This is a genomic window from Intrasporangium sp., from assembly GCF_040414665.1.
Taxonomy (GTDB): Bacteria; Actinomycetota; Actinomycetes; order Actinomycetales; family Dermatophilaceae; genus Intrasporangium.
On record NZ_JBEDUL010000174.1, the window covers coordinates 111,028 to 129,260 of the forward strand.

An 18,233-nucleotide genomic window follows, 5' to 3' on the forward strand; every position below is an offset into this window, starting at 1 on the left:
CCAGATGGCTGACCAGAGTTCACGGAGCAAGGGCACCGCTGCCATCGTCGGCCCGGGCAACATCGGCACCGACCTGATGTTCAAGCTGATGCGGCGCAGCGGGATCATCGAGCCGCGCTGGATGATCGGCGTCGACCCCGCCTCGGACGGCCTGCGCCGCGCCGCCTCGCTCGGGCTGCAGGCCTCGCACGAGGGAGTCGACTGGCTCCTGGCCCAGGACGAGCTGCCCGACATCGTGTTCGAGTGCACCTCGGCCAAGGCGCACGAGTTCAACGCGCCGAAGTACGCCGAGGCCGGGATCCTGGCGGTCGACCTGACGCCCGCGGCGATCGGGCCGTACATCTGCCCTCCGGTCAACCTCGAGTTCAACCTCGACGCGACCAACGTCAACATGATCACCTGCGGCGGGCAGGCCACCACCCCGATCGTCAAGGCGATCTCGAGCGTCGTGCCAGTCCCTTACGCGGAGATCGTGGCCTCGATCTCGTCGAGGTCGGCCGGGCCGGGCACCCGCGCCAACATCGACGAGTTCACCGAGACGACCGCCTCGGCGCTCGAGGTCGTCGGCGGCGCGGACCGCGGCAAGGCGATCATCATCCTCAACCCGGTCGAGCCGCCGCTGATGATGCGCAACACCGTCTTCTGCGCCATCCCGGATGAGGCCGCCGAGCCCGGCGCGTTGCAGGACGGGGTCCTGGAGTCGATCCACCGGATGGTCGAGACGGTCCGGGAGTACGTGCCGGGCTACCACCTGCGGGCCGACGTGCAGTTCGACCATCCCCGCGAGACGTGGAAGGGCCAGGCCCGGGTGTTCGTCCCGATCGAGGTCAAGGGCCGCGGTGACTACCTGCCGGACTATGCGGGCAACCTCGACATCATCACGGCCGCCGCGGCGCGGGTCGGCGACATCATGGTCGCCCACCGGCTCGGCGTCGCGTCCACGTGGAAGTCCTCGGCGGACCTCGGTGAGCTGCCCGAGGCCGCCGCCACCAAAGCAGCGAAGGCAGGAGTCTGACCCATGGGCGACATGACCATCCGTCCCGAGGACGCCCCGAAGATCACCGAGGCGGTGACCGAGTCCGACGTCCTGGCCAACACCCCGACGGCCGGAGGTGAGCGCGACCTGCGGATCACCGACTCGACCCTGCGCGACGGCTCGCACGCGATGAGCCACCAGTTCACCGAGGAGCAGGTCCGCGGCGTGGTCCACGCCCTGGACAAGGCAGGCGTCCAGGTCATCGAGGTCTCGCACGGCGACGGCCTCGGCGGGTCGAGCTTCAACTACGGGTTCTCCAAGGTCGACGAGTTCCAGCTCATCAAGGCGGCCGTCGAGGAGGCGACCCAGGCGAAGATCGCCATCCTCATGCTCCCGGGGCTGGGGACCGTCCATCACCTGAAGCAGGCCCACTCGGCCGGGGCGTCCGTGGCCCGGATCGCGACGCACTGCACCGAGGCGGACGTCTCGATCCAGCACTTCGGCGCGGCCCGCGAGCTCGGCATGGAGACGGTCGGGTTCCTCATGCTCTCGCACAAGGCCGCCCCCGAGGAGCTGGCCAAGCAGGCCCGGATCATGGTCGACGCCGGCGCCCAGTGCGTCTACGTCGTCGACTCCGCCGGCGCCCTCGTCCTCGACACCGCCCAGCAGCGGATCCAGGCCGTCATCGACGAGATCGGCCACGGTCCCGACGCGGCGCAGGTCGGTTTCCATGGCCACCAGAACCTGTCCATGGGCATCGCCAACTCCGTGCTCGCCTACCAGGCCGGGGCCAAGCAGATCGACGGTGCGCTCTGCGCCCTCGGTGCCGGGGCCGGCAACAGCCCGACCGAGGTCCTCGCCGCGACCTTCGAGCGGATGGGCATCAGGACCGGCGTCGACCTCGGCGAGGTGCTCTCGGCCGCGGAGGACGTCGTGCGCCCGTTCATCCCGCGCCTGCCGTGGATGGACCGCGCCTCGATCACGCAGGGCTACGCCGGCGTGTACTCCTCGTTCCTGCTGCACGCCGAGCGGGCCGCCGAGCGCTACGAGGTCCCTGCCCACGCGATCCTGCAGCGGGTCGGGGAAGCCGGCTACGTCGGCGGCCAGGAGGACATGATCATCGACATCGCCCTGCAGCTCGCCGAAGAACGTGAGCGAGAGCTGGCCATGGGTGACCTGGCCGGGCTCGGGGTGCGCTGATGACCGACACGACCGCAGCCACCGGCACCGGCGCGATGCCCCCGGGCGGCTGGGACCTCGAGTCCGTCGCCGCGGAGCTGCTCGCCTGCGAGGACGAGCGCCGCGAGCGCGAGCCCTTCACCGACGAGTGGCCCGAGCTCGACCTCGACACCGGCTACCAGATCCAGGACCTCAACCTGACCAAGCGCCTCGCACGCGGCGAGAAGCTCATCGGCGTCAAGCTCGGGCTGACCAGCCGGGCCAAGCAGCAGCGGATGGGCGTGCACTTCCCGTTCGTCGCCTGGCTGACCGACGCGATGATCCTGCCCGTCGGCGACCCCGTCCCCCAGTCCCGCCTCATCCACCCGCGGATCGAGCCCGAGATCGTCTTCGTCATGGGTGACCGGCTGGAGGGGCCCGGCGTCACGGCCGCGCAGGCCATGGCCGCCGTCGAGTCGGTGTGGGGCGGCGCCGAAGTCATCGACTCGCGCTACCGCAACTTCCGGTTCCGGGCCGGCGACGTCGCCGCCGACAACGCCTCCTCCGGCGCCTTCGTCACCGGCCCGGTCGGCCTCCCGCCCGCCGAGCTCGACCTCGGCCTCGAGGCCGTGCTCGTCGAGGTCGACGGGCAGATCGTCGACTCCGCGACCGGCGCCGCCGTCCAGGGCCACCCCGGCGAGGCCCTCGCCCTGGCCGCCAACGACCTGGCCCGCCGCGGCCACGCCATCGAGCCCGGCTGGATCGTGCTCACCGGCGGCATGACCGACGCGGTGTTCACCCCGCCCGGCGCATCCGTGGCGCTGCATTTCACCAACCTCGGCTCGGTCTTCCTCAACGGCGGCCAGTGACCATGCCCCTCATCGAGATCACCCTGGTCGAGGGCCGCAGCCCCGAGCAGCTGCGCAGTCTCATCTCCAACGTGACCCGGGCCGCCGTCGAGAGCGTCGACGCACCGATCGAGAGCGTCCGGGTCGTCCTCCGGGAGGTTCCCGCAACGCACTTCGCCGCCGGGGACGTCACCATCGACGAGCGCCGAGCCCAGCGGCATACGGCCCAGTCCTCTTGAAACCCAATGCGATCCCAAAGGTGAACGCCATGACCGACTACCCCTTCTTCGGGCACATCATCGACAACGAAGAGGTCGCGTCCCTCGACGGGAAGCGCTTCGACACGATCAACCCCTGGACCCGCGAGAAGTGGGCCGAGGTGGCCGAGGCCTCCGCGGCCGACGCCGACCGCGCCATCGCGGCCGCGCGCAAGGCCTTCGACGAGGGGCCGTGGCCGCGGATGGGCCGCAACGAGCGAGCCGCCCTGATCCACCGGCTCGCCGACCTCATGGAGGAGCACGCCGACGAGCTCGCGCGCCTCGACTCGACGGACATGGGCAAGCCGTTCGCCCAGGCCAAGCATGACGTGGGCCGCTCCGTCTGGAACTTCCGGTTCTTCGCGGACCACCAGCGGGACCACGTCGGCGAGGTCATGCCGATGGACAGCGGTCACCACACGTACACCGAGTACGGCCCGGCCGGTGTCGTCGCGGCGATCTCCCCGTGGAACTTCCCGCTCATGATGGCGTCCTGGAAGATTGCCCCCGCCATCGCGTGGGGCAACACCTGCATCATCAAGCCCGCGGAGGACACGCCGACGTCGGTCGTGCTGCTCGGCCGCCTCGCGATCGAGGCCGGGTTCCCGCCCGGCGTCCTCAACGTGCTCAACGGCTTCGGCGTCCCCGCGGGCAACTCGCTGACGGAGGACCCGCGCGTCGACCGCGTGACGTTCACCGGTGAGTCCGGCACCGGCAAGATCATCATGACCGCCGCCGCGTCGCACCTCGCGCCGGTCAGCCTCGAGCTCGGCGGCAAGGGCGCGAACGTCGTGTTCGACGACGCCGACCTCGACAACGCCGTCTACTGGGCGGTGGAGGCGATCTTCCGCAACGCCGGACAGGTCTGCCTCGCGGGGTCGCGGCTCTTCCTCCAGGCGGGCATCTACGAGGAGTTCCTCGCGCGCTTCAAGGAGGCCGCGGAGAACCTCGTCATCGGCGAGCCGTTCGCTGCGGAGACCCAGTTCTCGTGCCTGGCCTCGGAGGAGCACTTCCGCAAGGTCAAGTCCTACGTCGACACGGTCGAGGAGCAGGGCGGCAAGATCCTCACCGGCGGTGTCGCCGAGGACGGCTCCTGGCTCGTGCGCCCGACGATCATCACCGATTTGCCGCTGACGGCCGCCCAGTACTGCCAAGAGATCTTCGGCCCGGTCGTCGTGGTCAACAAGTTCGAGACCGAGGCCGAGGTCGTGCAGCTGGCCAACGACACCCCCTACGGCCTCAACGCGATGCTGTTCACCGAGAACCTGTCTCGCGCCCACCGGGTCTCCGCGAACCTCAAGGCCGGCACGGTCTGGGTCAACTGCTTCTTCATCCGCGACCTGCGCACGCCGTTCGGCGGCGTGGGCGACTCCGGTGTCGGCCGCGAGGGCGGCAACTTCAGCCGCGAGTTCTTCACCGAGCCGAAGGCGGTCGTCATGCAGATCGACCGCGAGGTGAAGGCATGACCCAAGCGGTCCTCGAGGGCACCTTCGTCGAGGTCGGGGGGGTGCGGACGTTCGTCCACGACGTCGGCTCCGGGCCGGCCGTGCTGTTGCTGCACGGCTCCGGTCCGGGAGTCAGCGCCGCGGCGAACTGGCGCCTGACGATCCCCGCGCTCGTCGAGGCGGGGCACCGCGTCATCGCTCCGGACCAGCTCGGCTTCGGCCAGACCGTGCCGCCCGAGGGGCACGAGTACTCCGTCGACTCCTGGCTGGCGCACGCCGTCGAGCTGCTCGACGTCCTCGGGGTCGGGCGGGCCAGCGTCGTCGGCAACTCCTTCGGCGGCGCGATGGCCCTGCGGCTCGCGACCCGCCACGCAGACCGCGTCGACCGGCTCGTCCTCATGGGGTCGGTCGGCGTGCCCTTCCCGATCACCGAGGGCCTCGATGCGGTGTGGGGTTACGAGGCCTCCGTGGAGCAGATGCGGGAGCTGCTCGACCTGTTCGCCTACGACACCTCGCGGATGACCGACGGTCTCGCCCGGGACCGGTACGAGGCCTCCGTGGCGAACGGTGCCGACGAGCGCTTCGCGGCGATGTTCCCCGCGCCCCGCCAGCGCTGGGTGGACTCCATGGTGTTGCCGGTGGACGAGATCCGATCCATCAGTGCCCCGACGTTGCTGTTCCACGGGCGCGAGGACAAGGTCATCCCGTTGACCACGTCGCTGAACCTGTTCCACCTCATCGAGCGGGCGCAGCTGCACGTGTTCGGCCAGTGCGGCCACTGGACGCAGATCGAGTACGCGGACGACTTCAACCGCTTGCTCACGGACTTCCTCGCCTGAGGCGTCGCGGCGCGCAAGGTCGACCGTGCGCGAGCACGGTCGAACCTCCACCACCACCATGCCGTATGCCGGTGAGCTCGCTCCCCGCGCCCGCTGGCCCGGGTGCCTGGTGGAGCAGGCAGGGAGGACGCCGGGTCACGTGGCCACGCCTCCACGGACCCGGAGGAACCCGGACGGTGAGCAACACGGAGGGCCGGCACCGTGGTGCCGGCCCTCCGTCAGCTCGTGCGCCGCGAATCGGTGACCCGCGGCCAGCTCGGCTGGTGATCAGACGAGACGAACGCGCATCGCCTGGGGACCCTTGGGGCCCTGCTCGATGTCGAACTCGACGCTCTGGTTCTCCTCGAGGCTGCGGTAGCCGTTGGTCTGGATCTCCGAGTAGTGGACGAAGACGTCCGGGCCCTCGGTCGGGGCGATGAAGCCAAAGCCCTTCTCCGCGTTGAACCACTTGACGGTTCCCTGTGCCATGTTGTGCTCCCTTGTTTTTCAGGTTGGTACGGAGTCACGGATGTGACGGTCCGGGTCAGCAAGGACGCGACCAGACTCCTGAACCTGAAGCAAGGCTGCGCTCGCAATGTCCTCTGCGAGCGTGCAACACACAAACAGCAAACGTTGACCGTGGCCAACCCTAGTGCGGGCGGACCGAATCACCCAATCGCGCGAGCCAGAGCAGCGAGGGCCTGGGTGAAGCACGCCTCCGGTGGGTTGACCAGCCCCGCTCCGACCTGGCCGACTCCGGCAACCCTCCCCGCCATGCCGGTGTTGATCTGCGGGAGCACTCCCGTCCGCGCGACGGCGGCGACGTCGATCCCGGCCGGCGTCCCGCGGAACTCGAGGATCGGCACCTGATAGGCCGGGTGCTCGCCAACGGTGATCTCGTACATCGTCTGCGTCGCCCGCAGCGCGAACGGCACGTCTCCGCCGACGAAGCGCACGATCGCCGGCGCCGCCGCCATCGCGAAGCCCCCGATGCCGGCGGTCTCGGTGATGGCGGAGTCGCCAATGTCGGGGTTGGCGTCCTCCGGACCGTACGACCCCAGGAACAGCCCTTCGGGCGTCTGGGCCGGACCGACGAACCACTCGTCACCCGTGCCCGACACGCGCACCCCGAAGTCGGTCCCGTTGCGCGCCATGGTGGTCACGACCGTCGAACCCGGAATGCCATGGGCCGCAAGGGTGGCCAGCTTGCACGCCGGCATCCCCAGGTTGAGGAAGAAGTGCTCGTTCGCACCCGAGAAGCGCACCGCCTCCGCGACGTCGGACGCGGGCGCGTCGGCCGTGATCAGAGTGGGCAGCAGCTCACGCAGCAGCATGAGCGACCCGGCCCGGTTGCGGTTGTGGCCCTCGTCGCCCATCTGGAGCATCTGGGCGATGATCGCCTTGACGTCGATGGGGCCAGCCGAGTCGACGCGAGCCCGAATCGCCTGCTGCAGCAAGGGCCCCAGCACCGAGTTCATCCAGTGCAGTCGGTCGATCACCTCGGGTCCGTAGGCGCCGTACCTCAACACCTTGCCGAGCCCCTCGTTGAGGGAGCACCAGGAGGTGTTGCCGTGCACGTCGTCCCGCAGCTCGTAGACCCACATCGACGGACTGATGACGCCCGCCATGGGACCGACGGCGTCCCGGTGGTGGCACGGCTCGAGCGTGATGCCATCACCCTTCTGCAGCCTTGACTCCGCCTCCTCAGGTGTGTCGGCGAGCCCTTCGAAGAGCATCGCCCCGATCAGAGCGCCCTTGAGCGGGCCTGATGCCCGGGCGAACTCGATGGGTGGGCCGGCGTGCAGGAAGGTGCCCTGCTCGAGACCGAGCGCCTCGCTGGCCGGACGGACGTCGACGAAGTCGGCACCGGCGGCCACCATGCGCTCGAACGCGAGCCGGTTTGCCTCCTCGCGGCGGGGGTCGGCCAGCACGGCCGCGAGGTCGCGCTCCGTCCCTCCCAGCGGTGGCTGCCACGCCGTCTCGGTGACCGGAACCGCTTGGGCCCGAATCGACTCCGCGAACAGGGCCACTCCGGCGGTCGCCACGGTGAGGTCCGCGGTGAGGAGGCCGTTGAGCTCCCCGGAGCGGTCTCCCTCACCCACGCTCGCCACATTGCCGTATGCCGCAGAGCTCGCTCCCGACGCCGGTGCAGCGGGTGCGTGGCCGAGGAGGGAGACGGCACGCCGGGTGGCCGCGGCGTTGGACAGGAAGACCGAGGCGCCGGCGTCTCGCAGCATGACCGCACTCCGGGTGAGCCCCTGCGGATCGCCCTCGGTCCCGCTGATCGACACGACGACGGGAAGCGTCCGCCCGTCCGCCTCCGCCGTGGCCCGCGCCGCTCGGATCGCATCGGCGAGCTCGGGCGCCGGGTCGGGATGCGCTCCATGCCCGAGGACGAGGTCGAGGAGGAGCACACCGCACGTGGCATCGGCAGCCTCGGTGGCGATGCGCTCGAGTCGCAGGGAGGGGTCGATCATCGGGTGCGCACGTCCCAGGGTCATCGAGTCGTCGCCGAAGTCGATGACGACGTGGCCTCCGTCGCGCAGCTCCGGACCGAGGGCGAGGTCCGGTCGGAGCGGGGTGTTGGACCGGATGTCGCCGAGGGTTTCCCCCGCCACGAGCATCGCCTCGTCCGCGAGGGTGCCCCCCACGAACAGTCCGCGCAGCGACGGTCCCGAGGCCGCCGGTTGGTCGGCCTCCCAACGCGGCCACGCGATCGCTCCGCCCGCGTCGCGGAGCGCCTCGGCGACCGACTCGGTGAGGTCTGGCCTCCCAGCCCCGAGCGTGGCCCAGTGGACCGGCTTGCCGAGCCCAGCGGCATACGACTCGATGTCGGACAGCACCTGCGCGGCAGGAGGCTTGGAGACGACGATGATGCTCTCGGTCGCCGCGTCGGCAGCGAGGGCGGCGAGGGCCTGCTTGGTGGAGCGACCCGCGACCGGCGTGGACAGGTCGCGGCCACCGACGCCGAGCACGTGGCTGACGCCCGTGCCGGCGGCATCGAGCAGGCACATCACCTGCTGCGCGCCCGTGCCAGAGGCCGCGACGACTCCGACGGAACCGGGCCGGACGACGTTGGCGAAGCCGAGGCCGACCCCGCCGACGACGGCCGTCCCGCAGTCTGGGCCCATGACGAGTACGCCCCGCTCGGCGGCGAGGTCCTTGAGCCGCACCTCGTCCTCGACAGGCACGTTGTCGGAGAAGACCATGACGCTCACGCCGGCGTTGATCGCGTCGAGCGCCTCGGTCGTCGCGTGCTGGCCCGGCACTGCGACGAGGGCCAGGTTGGCGTCGGCACGACGAACGGCTCCGCCGAGGGTGCGCGGTGCCGGCGCCGCACCGAAGCCCGCCGACTGAGCGGCCGCCGAACGAAGGCCGGCGAGCGCCTCGTCAAGGGCCGCCTTGCCCTCGGCGAGGCCGGACTCGTCCCCGCGGATCGCGATGACCAGGTCGTTGGGGCCGGCCTCTGGCAGGTCGAAGCCCATCCCCCGGATGACGTCGAGGTTGAGCTCCGTGGCCATCGCAACCTGGGCCGCGTCGACGCCCGGGGCGGCTGCGACGGCGCGCGACACCTGCATGAGGCTCACGGAGTCGTAGTAGGCACCGGTGCGGATCTCGACCTGGTCAACCATGGAGGACGCCTTCCTGAGTCGTTGCGTACGGAATGGGGAACTCGGCGAGCGCCCGGTGCGCGCCGGTGACCCCGGAGAGGAGGTCGCGGCCCGAGGAGTGGCCGATGGCGATGACCTGCGCGACGGCCGGGCCGATGGACTGCAACGACGATGATCTGACGGGCTGGCTCGTGCTCGGGCCGGCGTGGAGCGTCAACTCGTGGTAGTCCGTCGGCTCGGTTTGCTCGGCAAGCAGGTCGATGAGGGTGACGACCTCTGGGACGGCATAGCCCTCGGCGGCGGCTCGGAGCAGGGCCGCGGAGATCGACGTGGTGCTCGGCAGGAGCGGCGGCAGGTCTGTGGCGAGGAGGTCGACGGCGTCGAGCTCACCGACCGAACGCAGGGTGAGCAGCACGCCGGCCACGGCATCGTCGCCGCTCGGCGTCAGGCCCGTCCCAGCCCCGATGAGTCCACGCAGATGGGGCGCAACCGATCGGCCGGCGAGCGCCGCGGCGGCCAGGTCGTGCGCCAGCTCAGCGAGCGGTCCGCCGCCCGGGTGGGGCGCGTGAGCCGCAACCCGACTGACTCGATCGTGAGGTGGGAGCGATGTGACGCGGGCCGGTCGATGCATTCGGGCGACGACGACGTCAGCCCCTGGCAGACGCACCCGACCGGCCCCAACCCCGACGGTGACGCCGGGCTCGACCCGCCAGCGGATCTGCGCCGACGACGCTCCCAAGCGCAGTCCGATCGGCTGCTGCAGGGCGTCCCGCGCCAGCAGCGCCAGGACGGCGTCGTGCGTGCCGAGGTCGAGGTACACGCAGGTCGGGAAGGCGCCGAGCACCCGCGCCTCACGCACAGGTCCGGTCACGGCATCGACGACGAGCGGTGACACGGCAGCGGGCCACTGTGGTCGTGCGGCAGCGGTCAGCACACGCGTCCTCCTCCCGTTGCAGCCGGACCGATGACCGACGGTACCTAGGCAGGTTAGGGTGCGCTCATGGTGAATGTTGCCAACGATGCCAGCCTCATCGACAGTGACTTGCCAGTGGCGTCGGCCGCCGAGCTGGCCCTGGTCAAGGAGCAGCTCGACCGACAGACGGCTGCGCTGCGACGCCTCGAAGATGCCGACCGGGCCCTCGTGCAGATCGTCCTCACCGGCGGCACCCTCGACGAGCTGTGCGAGCGCGTCGTGTCCTTCCTCGACCCCAGGTCACGCGCGGCAGCCATGGTGACGACGACCGATGGCCGGGTCGTCGCCAGGGCGGGGGCGCCGGACGAGCTCGCCCGGGCCGAGGCGCTGCCATGCTTCGACCGGTCCGGGCGGTTTCTCGTCGAGTCCGAGCCGATGGGCCCGCGCGACGACAGCGCGTCCGCGGACCGGGCGGCGGTGCGGATCATCGCCGGACAGCTCGACCACGGCGTCATCGTCGCCTTCTCTAGTCACCGCACCCTCACCGAGGACGACGTCCGTCTGCTCGAGCGCGCTGCCACGGTCGCAGCGCTCGCCATCACGAAGGACCAGGCGGTCGCAGCGGTCGAGAGCAAGTACCGGGCCGAGTTCCTGCGCGATGCCCTCTCCGGCCGCGCCGGCACGCCGATCGACGCCGTCTCCCACGCGGCCTCCCTCGGCTGGGACATCGACCGGCCCATGGTCGTCGTCGTCGCCGAGACGGACGAGGACGACGACCGCACCGAGCGGGACCGGGACGAGATCCGGTTCCTCCAGCAGCGGTTCGCACGAGCCTGGACGCATGCCATCGGGGTGCGCGACCCGAGCTCGCCGGTCGTCGGCTTCAGCCGCGAGGTCGTCGCGCTCGTCGCTGTCCCCGGGTCCGCCGACACCGAGCGGGTCATGCGCACCGTCGGTGACCTCGTCCGGGTCGTCCGCGGCGACGGCGGCGGTGGGCGGCGCAGCTTCTCCGCCGGCGTCTCGCGAACGATCACCTCGCCGGAGCAGCTGCCGCAGGCCTACGAGGAGGCACTGTCAGCGGTCTCCGTCGGCCGCCAGATGCAGGGCGACGGCGCCCTTGCCCACGTCGACGGCCTCGGGATCTACCGGTTGCTGGCCCTGATCCCCGACGGGGCGGACCTGCGCCGCTTCGTCCGGGAGTCGCTGGGCGCGCTGGCCACGGACGACCAGCCCGAGTATGCCGACCTGCGCCGGACGCTCAAGATCCTCATCGACACCAACATGAATGTCGCCGAGACGGCGCGGCTGCTCTTCTTCCACTACAACACGCTGCGCTACCGGATCGGCAAGCTCGAGAAGATGCTGGGTCCCTTCACCTCCGACCCCGAGCTGCGCCTCACCCTGGCCCTGGCGCTGAAGGTGCACCAGATGCGCGGCCTCTGACCGCTCGCCGTTGTCGAGTGTGCAGCGTGCGCCGGGGGCTCGCCTTGGGTCGAGTGTGCACTTTGCGCCGAGGAGTCAGGGGTCGGCCCGTCGGCCGGACCTCGGCTGGAGTGTCGGAGGCGGCGCGGAGTGCACACTCGACGCCATGGGTGCGGCGCGGAGTGCGCACTCGACGGGGCGGCGGGAGGAGCGGGACCGCACGTCGGCTGGGAGCGCGCTCAGCGGCATACGAAACCGTCCGAGAACGCCGGTGGGGGTACGTCAGGTTTGACAGGTAACGGGACCAACTCGTTATCACCAAATGCCGAACTCCATCCCCGGGAATCGGAGTAGTTTGCGCCCAATCCCGATGTGGGAGTGAGCCGGGTCACAGGAGGTGACCGGCCGCAATTCGCTGAGGAGTCTTTGATGGCTTTGGGCTGGAAACTGCACGGGGACGGCAAGACGATGGGCCCCGACGACGTCGTCGCGCCCGACGAACGTCTCTCCTGGGGCAAGACGGTGGGGCTCGGCGCCCAGCACGTCGTCGCGATGTTCGGGGCGACCTTCGTCTTCCCGATCGTCATGGGCCTCAACCCGCAGCTCGCGATCATGATGAGCGGTATCGCGACGATCATCTTCCTGCTCATCGTCAACGGAAAGGTACCGAGCTACCTCGGCACGTCAGCGAGCTTCGTCGGTGGTGTGGCCGCGATCCGCGCGCAGGGCGGCGACTCCGCGGAGGTGACCGGCGCGATCCTGGTCGCCGGTATCGTGCTGGCGCTCATCGGAGTGCTCATCCACTTCATGGGTTCGTCGGTGCTGCACCGCGTGCTGCCACCCGTCGTCACCGGCGCGGTGGTCATGCTCATCGGCTTCAACCTGGCCCCCGTCGTGGCCGGCATCTACTGGCCGCAGGACCAGTGGGTCGCGATCCTCGTCATGCTCTTCACCATCGTCTGCGCGGTGGCGTTCCGGGGCTTCGTCTCGCGGATCGCCGTCTTCCTCGCCCTGGTGTTCGGCTTCGTGCTGTCGTGGGTCCTGGACAAGACCGTCGGCATGATCAACTCGCCGCTGCCCGGTGCCGCCCAGGCGACGGACCACTTCCGGACGAACTTCGACGCGGTCGGCGCGGCGTCCTGGATCGGTTTCCCGCCCCAGACCATGGTCGCTGCGGACGGCAAGGAAGTCGTCGGCTGGCACACGCCGAGCTTCTCGGTCGCCGCGATCCTGCTCGTCCTGCCCGCCGTCATCGCCCTCATCGCCGAGAACACCGGGCACGTCAAGGCCGTCGCCGAGATGACCGGCCACGACCTCGACCCGTACATGGGCCGGGCCATCGCCGCCGACGGTGTCGGCACGGCGCTCGCCTCCTCGGTCGGTGGCTCCCCGACGACGACCTACGCCGAGAACATCGGCGTCATGGCGGCGACTCGCGTGTACTCGACGGCTGCCTACTACGTCGCCGCGATCGTCGCGATCCTCTTCGGTCTCTCCCCGAAGTTCGGCGCGCTCGTCTCGTCCGTCCCCGGCGGCGTCCTCGGCGGGATCACCGTGGTCCTCTACGGCATGATCGGCCTGCTCGGCGCCAAGATCTGGAAGGAGAACGGCGTCGACTTCGGCAACCCGATCAACCTCGTGCCGATCGCCGCGGGCATCATCATCGGCATCGGCAACGTCGAGCTGAAGATCACCGAAGACTTCACCCTCGGCGGTATCGCCCTCGGCACGATCGTCGCCATCGCCGGCTGGCACCTGGCCAAGGCGATCGCCCCTGCCGAGCTGAGAGCCCGAGCAGAGTCGGCGCGCGGCACGATGATCTCGCTCGGCGAGGAGGAGGGGACGTACGGCGACGGCGACCGGATCGATGACCTCTACCAGAACGACGGGCCGCGGGAGCCCAGACGCTGACGACCTGCGTCGACGCGCACCTCGCACGGGCCCTCGAGCAATCGGGGGCCCGTGCGACTATCGGTGCCCCTCCGTTTGGCAGGCTGGGACTGTCCGGCAACGCGCTGGCAAGTTGTGCCAAAGGGCCACGCCCAGCGATGCACAGGACCCTCTAGTCCCACACGACTCCGGAAGGCAGGATCAGTTCGGTGAAGCCCGCCCCCTTCGTGCACCACGCGCCTCGCTCGGTGGAGGAGGCCGTCGCCGTCCTCGGTGAGGTCGGACACGACGGCAAGATCCTCGCGGGCGGCCAGAGCCTCATCCCGATCCTCAACATGCGCTTGTCCTCGCCCGGCCACCTCGTCGACATCAACCGGGTCGACGGGCTCTCGGACCTCACCGTCGAGGCCGGCTCGGTTCGGGTCGGTGCGCTGGTCCGCCACCGGGGGCTCGAGCGGTCCGAGGAGGCCTACACCGCCCTGCCGATCCTGCGCCAGACGCTGGTCAACGTGGCGCACCCGGCGATCCGCAATCGCGGCACCACGGTGGGTTCGATCGTGCACGCCGACACTGCCGGCGAGATGCCGGCCATCCTCGCGCTGACCGACGGGGTCGCCGAGCTGGTCGGGCAGGCGGGTCGACGGGAGGTGTCCTGGGAGGACTTCTTCCTCGGCGCGCTCGAGTCGTCCTGCGGGCCGGAGGAGCTCGCTGTCGCCGTGCGGTTCGGACGCTTCGTCGACGGCACGGGCAGCGCGTTCCTGGAGTCGGCGCGGCGGTCCGGTGACTACGCGCTCGCCGGGGTCGGCATCGCCGTGACCCTGACCGACGGCACGGTCTCCGGTGCCCGCGCCTCCTTCGTGTCGGTGACCGACATCCCGTCGGTCCTTGACCTGGGCCCGCACCTCACGGGGGTCGAGCCGGGCTCGGGCCAGTGGGACGACGCACTCGACGCCGTGGCCGCCGAGGTCCGAGCGCACGTCGAGCCCGAGTCCGACATCCACGCGAGCGCCGAGTACCGCCGGATGCTCGCCGGCGAGCTGACCCGGCGGGCGCTGTCACAGGCGGCGCGAACTGCACACTCGACGCAAGGGGTGGGAGCATGACCGACCAGGCCGCGACCGAAGAGCTGCGGGAGGCGCTCCACGACGTGACGATCGTCGTCAACGGGGTCGCCCGTACTGCGTCGGTGCCCGCGCGGCGTCTCCTGTCCGACTTCCTGCGCCACGACCTCCGACTGACGGGCACGCACGTCGGTTGCGAACACGGGGCCTGCGGGGCCTGCACCGTCCTCGTCGACGGCGAACCAATGCGTTCCTGCCTCATGTTCGCCGTCACCGCCCAGGAGCACGCGATCACGACCGTCGAAGGGCTCGGGACCCTCGACGAGATGAACCCGGTCCAGCGGGCCTTCACCGAGTGCCATGGCCTCCAGTGCGGCTTCTGCACGCCGGGCTTCCTCACGACCGTCACCGCGTTCCTCGACGAGAACCCGGCACCGACCGCCGAGGAGGCCCGCGAGGCGATCTCCGGCAACCTCTGCCGCTGCACCGGCTACCAGAACATCGTCAAGAGCGTCTTGCGTGCGGCCGAGCTCCGGCAGGAGAAGACGATGACGTATGCCGCTGAGCCGGCTCAGCGGCATACCTCCAGTTCTGCTGTGGCGCAGGAGGGCTCAGCGTGACCACGCAGATGTTCGGCGCGCCGATCAGGCGTCGCGAGGACCCGCGGCTCGTCACCGGCGGCGGGCGCTACCTCGACGACCTCGGCCACGACGCGCTCGAGGCGGCGTTCGTCCGCAGCCCCCATGCCCACGCACGCATCGTCGACATCGACGTGGCCGACGCCATCGACGTCGAGGGAGTCGTGGGGATCTATGTCCACGAGGACCTCACCGGTCCGATGGCCGAGGCGCTCCCCCTCCTCATCCCGCATCCGACACTGACGCACGGGCGGACGACCCATGCGCTCGCCAAGGACGAGGTCAACCACGTCGGCGAGGCCGTCGTGATGGTCGTCGCGACGAACCGCTACGTCGCCGAGGACGCCTGCCAGCGGATCCGCGTCACCTACGAGCAGCTGCCGGCCGTCGTCGGTGTCGAGGCCGCTCGCGACGCGGAGCACCTCGTCCACGACGACGTCCCCGGCAACGTCTCGGCGCACATGCTGCAGGAGGTCGGCGACGTCGAGGCGGCCCTGGCCGCGGCGCCGCACACGCTGACGCTCGACCTCGCGATCGAGCGGAGCGCCTCCATGCCGATGGAGGGCAAGGGCGTCTACGCGCGGTGGGACGACGAGCGCGGCGAGCTGCGGATGTACTCGTCGACGCAGACCTCCACCGGGGTCCGGGCCGCCGTCGCGGCGCGGCTCGGGCTACCGCTCGCCAAGGTCGAGTGCATCGCGCCGGACGTGGGCGGTGGGTTCGGCGTCAAGATCATGCACCCGTGGCCAGAGGAGGTCCTCGTGGCCTGGTCGGCGCGCCAGCTGGGGCAGCCGGTCAAGTGGACGGAGGACCGTCGTGAGCACTTCGTGTCGTCGGCGCACGAGCGGGGTCAGCTCCAGCGGGTGACCGTCGGCTTCGACGACGAGGGCCGCATGCTCGGCCTCGACGTCACGTTCTGGCACGACAACGGCGCCTACACCCCCTACGGGATCATCGTCCCGATCATCACCTCGACCCAGCTGCTCGGGCCCTACAAGCCGGGCACCTACCGGGTCGAGTTCTGGTCGCTCTACACCAACACGGTGATTGTCACGCCGTACCGCGGGGCGGGTCGACCGCAGGGTGTCTTCGCGATGGAGCGGACGATGGACGCCATCGCCGACCACCTGGGGCTCGATCGGGCCGAGGTGCGGTCACGCAACTTCATCCTCCCGGAGGAGATGCCCTACGACCACGGCCTGCTCTTCCAGGACGGTCGACCGCTCAAGTACGACTCTGGCGACTTCCCGGCCAGCCTGGACAAGCTGAAGAAGCTCGTCGGCTGGGACGACTTCGCGGCGTACCGGGCCCAGGCGGAGGCCGAGGGCCGACGGGTCGGGCTCGGGATCGGCTGCTATGTCGAGGGCACCGGGGTCGGTCCCTACGAGGGCGGCCACATCCAGATCGAGACGTCGGGACGGGTCAACGTGTCGACCGGCCTGACGTCGCAGGGGCAGGGGCACGAGACGGCCTTCGCCCAGATCGTCGCCCAGGAGCTCGGGGTTCGCATCGAGGACGTCCATGTGACGACCGGTGACACGCGCCGCATGCCCTACGCCGTGGGGACCTTCGCCTCCCGTGCGGCCGTGATGTCCGGCAATGCCATCGCGCTCGCCGCCCGCAACGTCCGGGCCAAGGCCCTGCGCATCGCGGCCGACGCGCTCGAGGTGTCGGTGGACGACCTCGACATCGCCGACGGGACGATCAGCGTCAAGGGCGCGCCACACACGTCGATGTCGCTCGGGACGGTGTCCGTGCTGTCGAACCCGCTCCGCTACGCGTTCGACGAGGCGGCCCAGGCGGCCACCCAGTTCGCCGGCACCTTCGACCCCGACAAGCCGCCGGTCGCCGACGACGAGGAGCCCGGCCTCGAGGGCAAGGACTTCTACTCCCCCACCCAGGCGACCTTCGCCAACGGGATGCACGCCGCCGTCGTCGAGACCGACCCCGTCACGGCCGACATCAGGATCCTGCGCTACTGCGTCATCCACGACTGCGGCCCGATGATCAACCCGATGATCGTCGAGGGCCAGGTCCATGGCGGAGTCGCTCAGGGGGTCGGCGGCGCCCTCTACGAGCGGATGGCCTACGACGAGTACGGCCAGCTGCTCAATGCATCGTTCATGGACTTCCTCATGCCCTATGCCACCGAGGTCCCGCACGTGGAGACCGACCACCTCGAGACGCCGTCGCCGCTCAACCCCTTGGGCATCAAGGGCGCCGGCGAGGCCGGCTGCATCCCCGTGTCGGCCGTCATCGCGTCGGCCATCGAGGACGCCGAGGGCTTCCCGATCACCCGGATGCCGATCTCTCCCAACGACCTCTGGGAGCTGCGGCGCCGCCACGAGGCCGGGAACCTTCCCTCGCTCCGGCGGGCGGGAACTGCACACTCGAGCGAGACCGAGCCGGCGGCAACTGCACACTCGAGCGAGACCGAGCCGGCGGGAACTGCACCCTCGACGCCGTCCGACACCACGACCCAGGAGCCGTCCGCATGAAGATCTCCGGCACCGCCTCCCTCGCCGCCGACCCGCTGAAGGTCTGGGACGCCATCCACGACCCTGCCGTCCTGGCCCGCTCGCTGCCTGGCTGCGACCGACTCGTCGAGATCGCACCGAACCACTACGCGATGACCGTCACCGCAGGGGTCGCCGCCATCAAGGGCTCGTACGACGGCGAGGTGCGGCTGCTCAACCCGCAGCACCCCGAGTCGTTCACCATGAAGGCGTCCGGGTCCGGTGCCCCCGGCACCGTGGCCGCCGATGTGGACGTGCAGGTCGCCCCGAGCGATGACGGTGGGACGCGCGTCACCTATACCGCCGACGCCACGGTCGGCGGCCCGATCGGCGGTGTCGGCCAGCGCATGCTCTCGGGAGTCACGAAGAAGATGGCCGGCCAGTTCTTCGCCGCCCTCGATGCGGAGATCGCCGGGGTCCCGCCCGAGCTGCGCGCCCAGGCACCGGCTCCGGCCGCGTTGGGACTGGGCGCCGGGGTGCCGGCCACCATTGGAGCCGGCGGACCGGCGGTGAGCGAGCCCAGCGGCATACGGCCTGCTGGTGCGGGAACGGTCTACGCAGGAAGGGCGGCCGCGGGCGGGGAGTCCACCCGGATCAAGGACTTCGTCATGGGAACGTTCACCGGTGCCGGGATCGCCTTCGTCGGCGTCCTCATCGGCTGGGCCATCGGAAGAGGATGA

The 18,233-nt window shown here is 70.4% G+C and carries 15 protein-coding genes; 12 read left to right on the top strand and 3 right to left on the bottom strand.

Annotation, left to right across the window (positions count from 1 at the left end):
- The first annotated feature begins 4 nt into the window (after positions 1–4).
- From ABF401_RS19900 to ABF401_RS19925, 6 genes are read left to right on the top strand one after another with little or no spacing between them, the layout of a single operon-like run.
- The gene (locus ABF401_RS19900) at positions 5–1,015 is read left to right on the top strand and encodes an acetaldehyde dehydrogenase (acetylating) (RefSeq protein ID WP_353511330.1); all 1,011 of its coding nucleotides are present in this window, start codon (positions 5–7) and stop codon (positions 1,013–1,015) included.
- A 3-nt stretch (positions 1,016–1,018) separates the two neighbouring features.
- Complete coding sequence (gene dmpG, locus ABF401_RS19905; protein ID WP_353511331.1) at positions 1,019–2,176, top strand: 4-hydroxy-2-oxovalerate aldolase; 1,158 nt, start codon at positions 1,019–1,021, stop codon at positions 2,174–2,176.
- On the top strand, positions 2,176–3,003 hold the full coding sequence (locus tag ABF401_RS19910; RefSeq protein WP_353511332.1) for a 2-keto-4-pentenoate hydratase: 828 nt from the start codon (positions 2,176–2,178) through the stop codon (positions 3,001–3,003). The genes dmpG and ABF401_RS19910 overlap by 1 nt, the downstream gene beginning before the upstream one ends.
- A 2-nt stretch (positions 3,004–3,005) precedes the next feature.
- Positions 3,006–3,221, top strand: a complete 216-nt coding sequence (gene thmT / locus ABF401_RS19915; RefSeq protein WP_353511333.1) for a 2-hydroxymuconate tautomerase — start codon at positions 3,006–3,008, stop codon at positions 3,219–3,221.
- 29 nt (positions 3,222–3,250) lie between these two features.
- Positions 3,251–4,705 (top strand): aldehyde dehydrogenase, encoded by a 1,455-nt coding sequence (locus ABF401_RS19920; protein ID WP_353511334.1) that lies wholly within the window; start codon positions 3,251–3,253, stop codon positions 4,703–4,705.
- Complete coding sequence (locus tag ABF401_RS19925; RefSeq protein ID WP_353511335.1) at positions 4,702–5,523, top strand: alpha/beta fold hydrolase; 822 nt, start codon at positions 4,702–4,704, stop codon at positions 5,521–5,523. Before ABF401_RS19920 ends, ABF401_RS19925 begins: the two co-directional genes overlap by 4 nt.
- Before the next feature lie 267 nt (positions 5,524–5,790).
- On the opposite strand, the gene ABF401_RS19930 is transcribed toward ABF401_RS19925, so the two are convergent.
- The 3 genes from ABF401_RS19930 to ABF401_RS19940 all read right to left on the bottom strand — a co-directional run bounded on the left by ABF401_RS19930 (position 5,791) and on the right by ABF401_RS19940 (position 10,047).
- A complete protein-coding gene (locus ABF401_RS19930; protein ID WP_353511336.1) occupies positions 5,791–5,991 on the bottom strand; it encodes a cold-shock protein in 201 nt (66 codons plus the stop codon).
- Between the two features lie 179 nt (positions 5,992–6,170).
- Complete coding sequence (locus ABF401_RS19935; RefSeq protein WP_353511337.1) at positions 6,171–9,134, bottom strand: bifunctional FdrA/YlbE family protein; 2,964 nt, start codon at positions 9,132–9,134, stop codon at positions 6,171–6,173.
- Complete coding sequence (locus tag ABF401_RS19940; protein WP_353511338.1) at positions 9,127–10,047, bottom strand: oxamate carbamoyltransferase subunit AllH family protein; 921 nt, start codon at positions 10,045–10,047, stop codon at positions 9,127–9,129. Before ABF401_RS19940 ends, ABF401_RS19935 begins: the two co-directional genes overlap by 8 nt.
- Before the next feature lie 66 nt (positions 10,048–10,113).
- Between ABF401_RS19940 and ABF401_RS19945 the strand changes: the two genes are divergently transcribed.
- From ABF401_RS19945 to ABF401_RS19970, 6 genes are all read left to right on the top strand, one after another.
- A complete protein-coding gene (locus ABF401_RS19945) occupies positions 10,114–11,469 on the top strand; it encodes a helix-turn-helix domain-containing protein (protein ID WP_353511339.1) in 1,356 nt (451 codons plus the stop codon).
- Positions 11,470–11,877: 408 nt separating this feature from the next.
- The gene (locus ABF401_RS19950; RefSeq protein ID WP_353511340.1) at positions 11,878–13,359 is read left to right on the top strand and encodes a uracil-xanthine permease family protein; all 1,482 of its coding nucleotides are present in this window, start codon (positions 11,878–11,880) and stop codon (positions 13,357–13,359) included.
- Between the two features lie 188 nt (positions 13,360–13,547).
- Entirely contained in the window at positions 13,548–14,441 is an 894-nt protein-coding gene (locus tag ABF401_RS19955) for an FAD binding domain-containing protein (RefSeq protein ID WP_353511341.1), read from the top strand.
- Positions 14,438–15,019, top strand: coding sequence for a (2Fe-2S)-binding protein (locus ABF401_RS19960; protein ID WP_353511342.1), 582 nt, complete (start codon positions 14,438–14,440; stop codon positions 15,017–15,019). The genes ABF401_RS19955 and ABF401_RS19960 overlap by 4 nt, the downstream gene beginning before the upstream one ends.
- The gene (gene cutA, locus ABF401_RS19965; RefSeq protein WP_353511343.1) at positions 15,016–17,535 is read left to right on the top strand and encodes an aerobic carbon-monoxide dehydrogenase large subunit; all 2,520 of its coding nucleotides are present in this window, start codon (positions 15,016–15,018) and stop codon (positions 17,533–17,535) included. Before ABF401_RS19960 ends, cutA begins: the two co-directional genes overlap by 4 nt.
- Entirely contained in the window at positions 17,532–18,233 is a 702-nt protein-coding gene (locus tag ABF401_RS19970; RefSeq protein WP_353511344.1) for an SRPBCC family protein, read from the top strand. Before cutA ends, ABF401_RS19970 begins: the two co-directional genes overlap by 4 nt.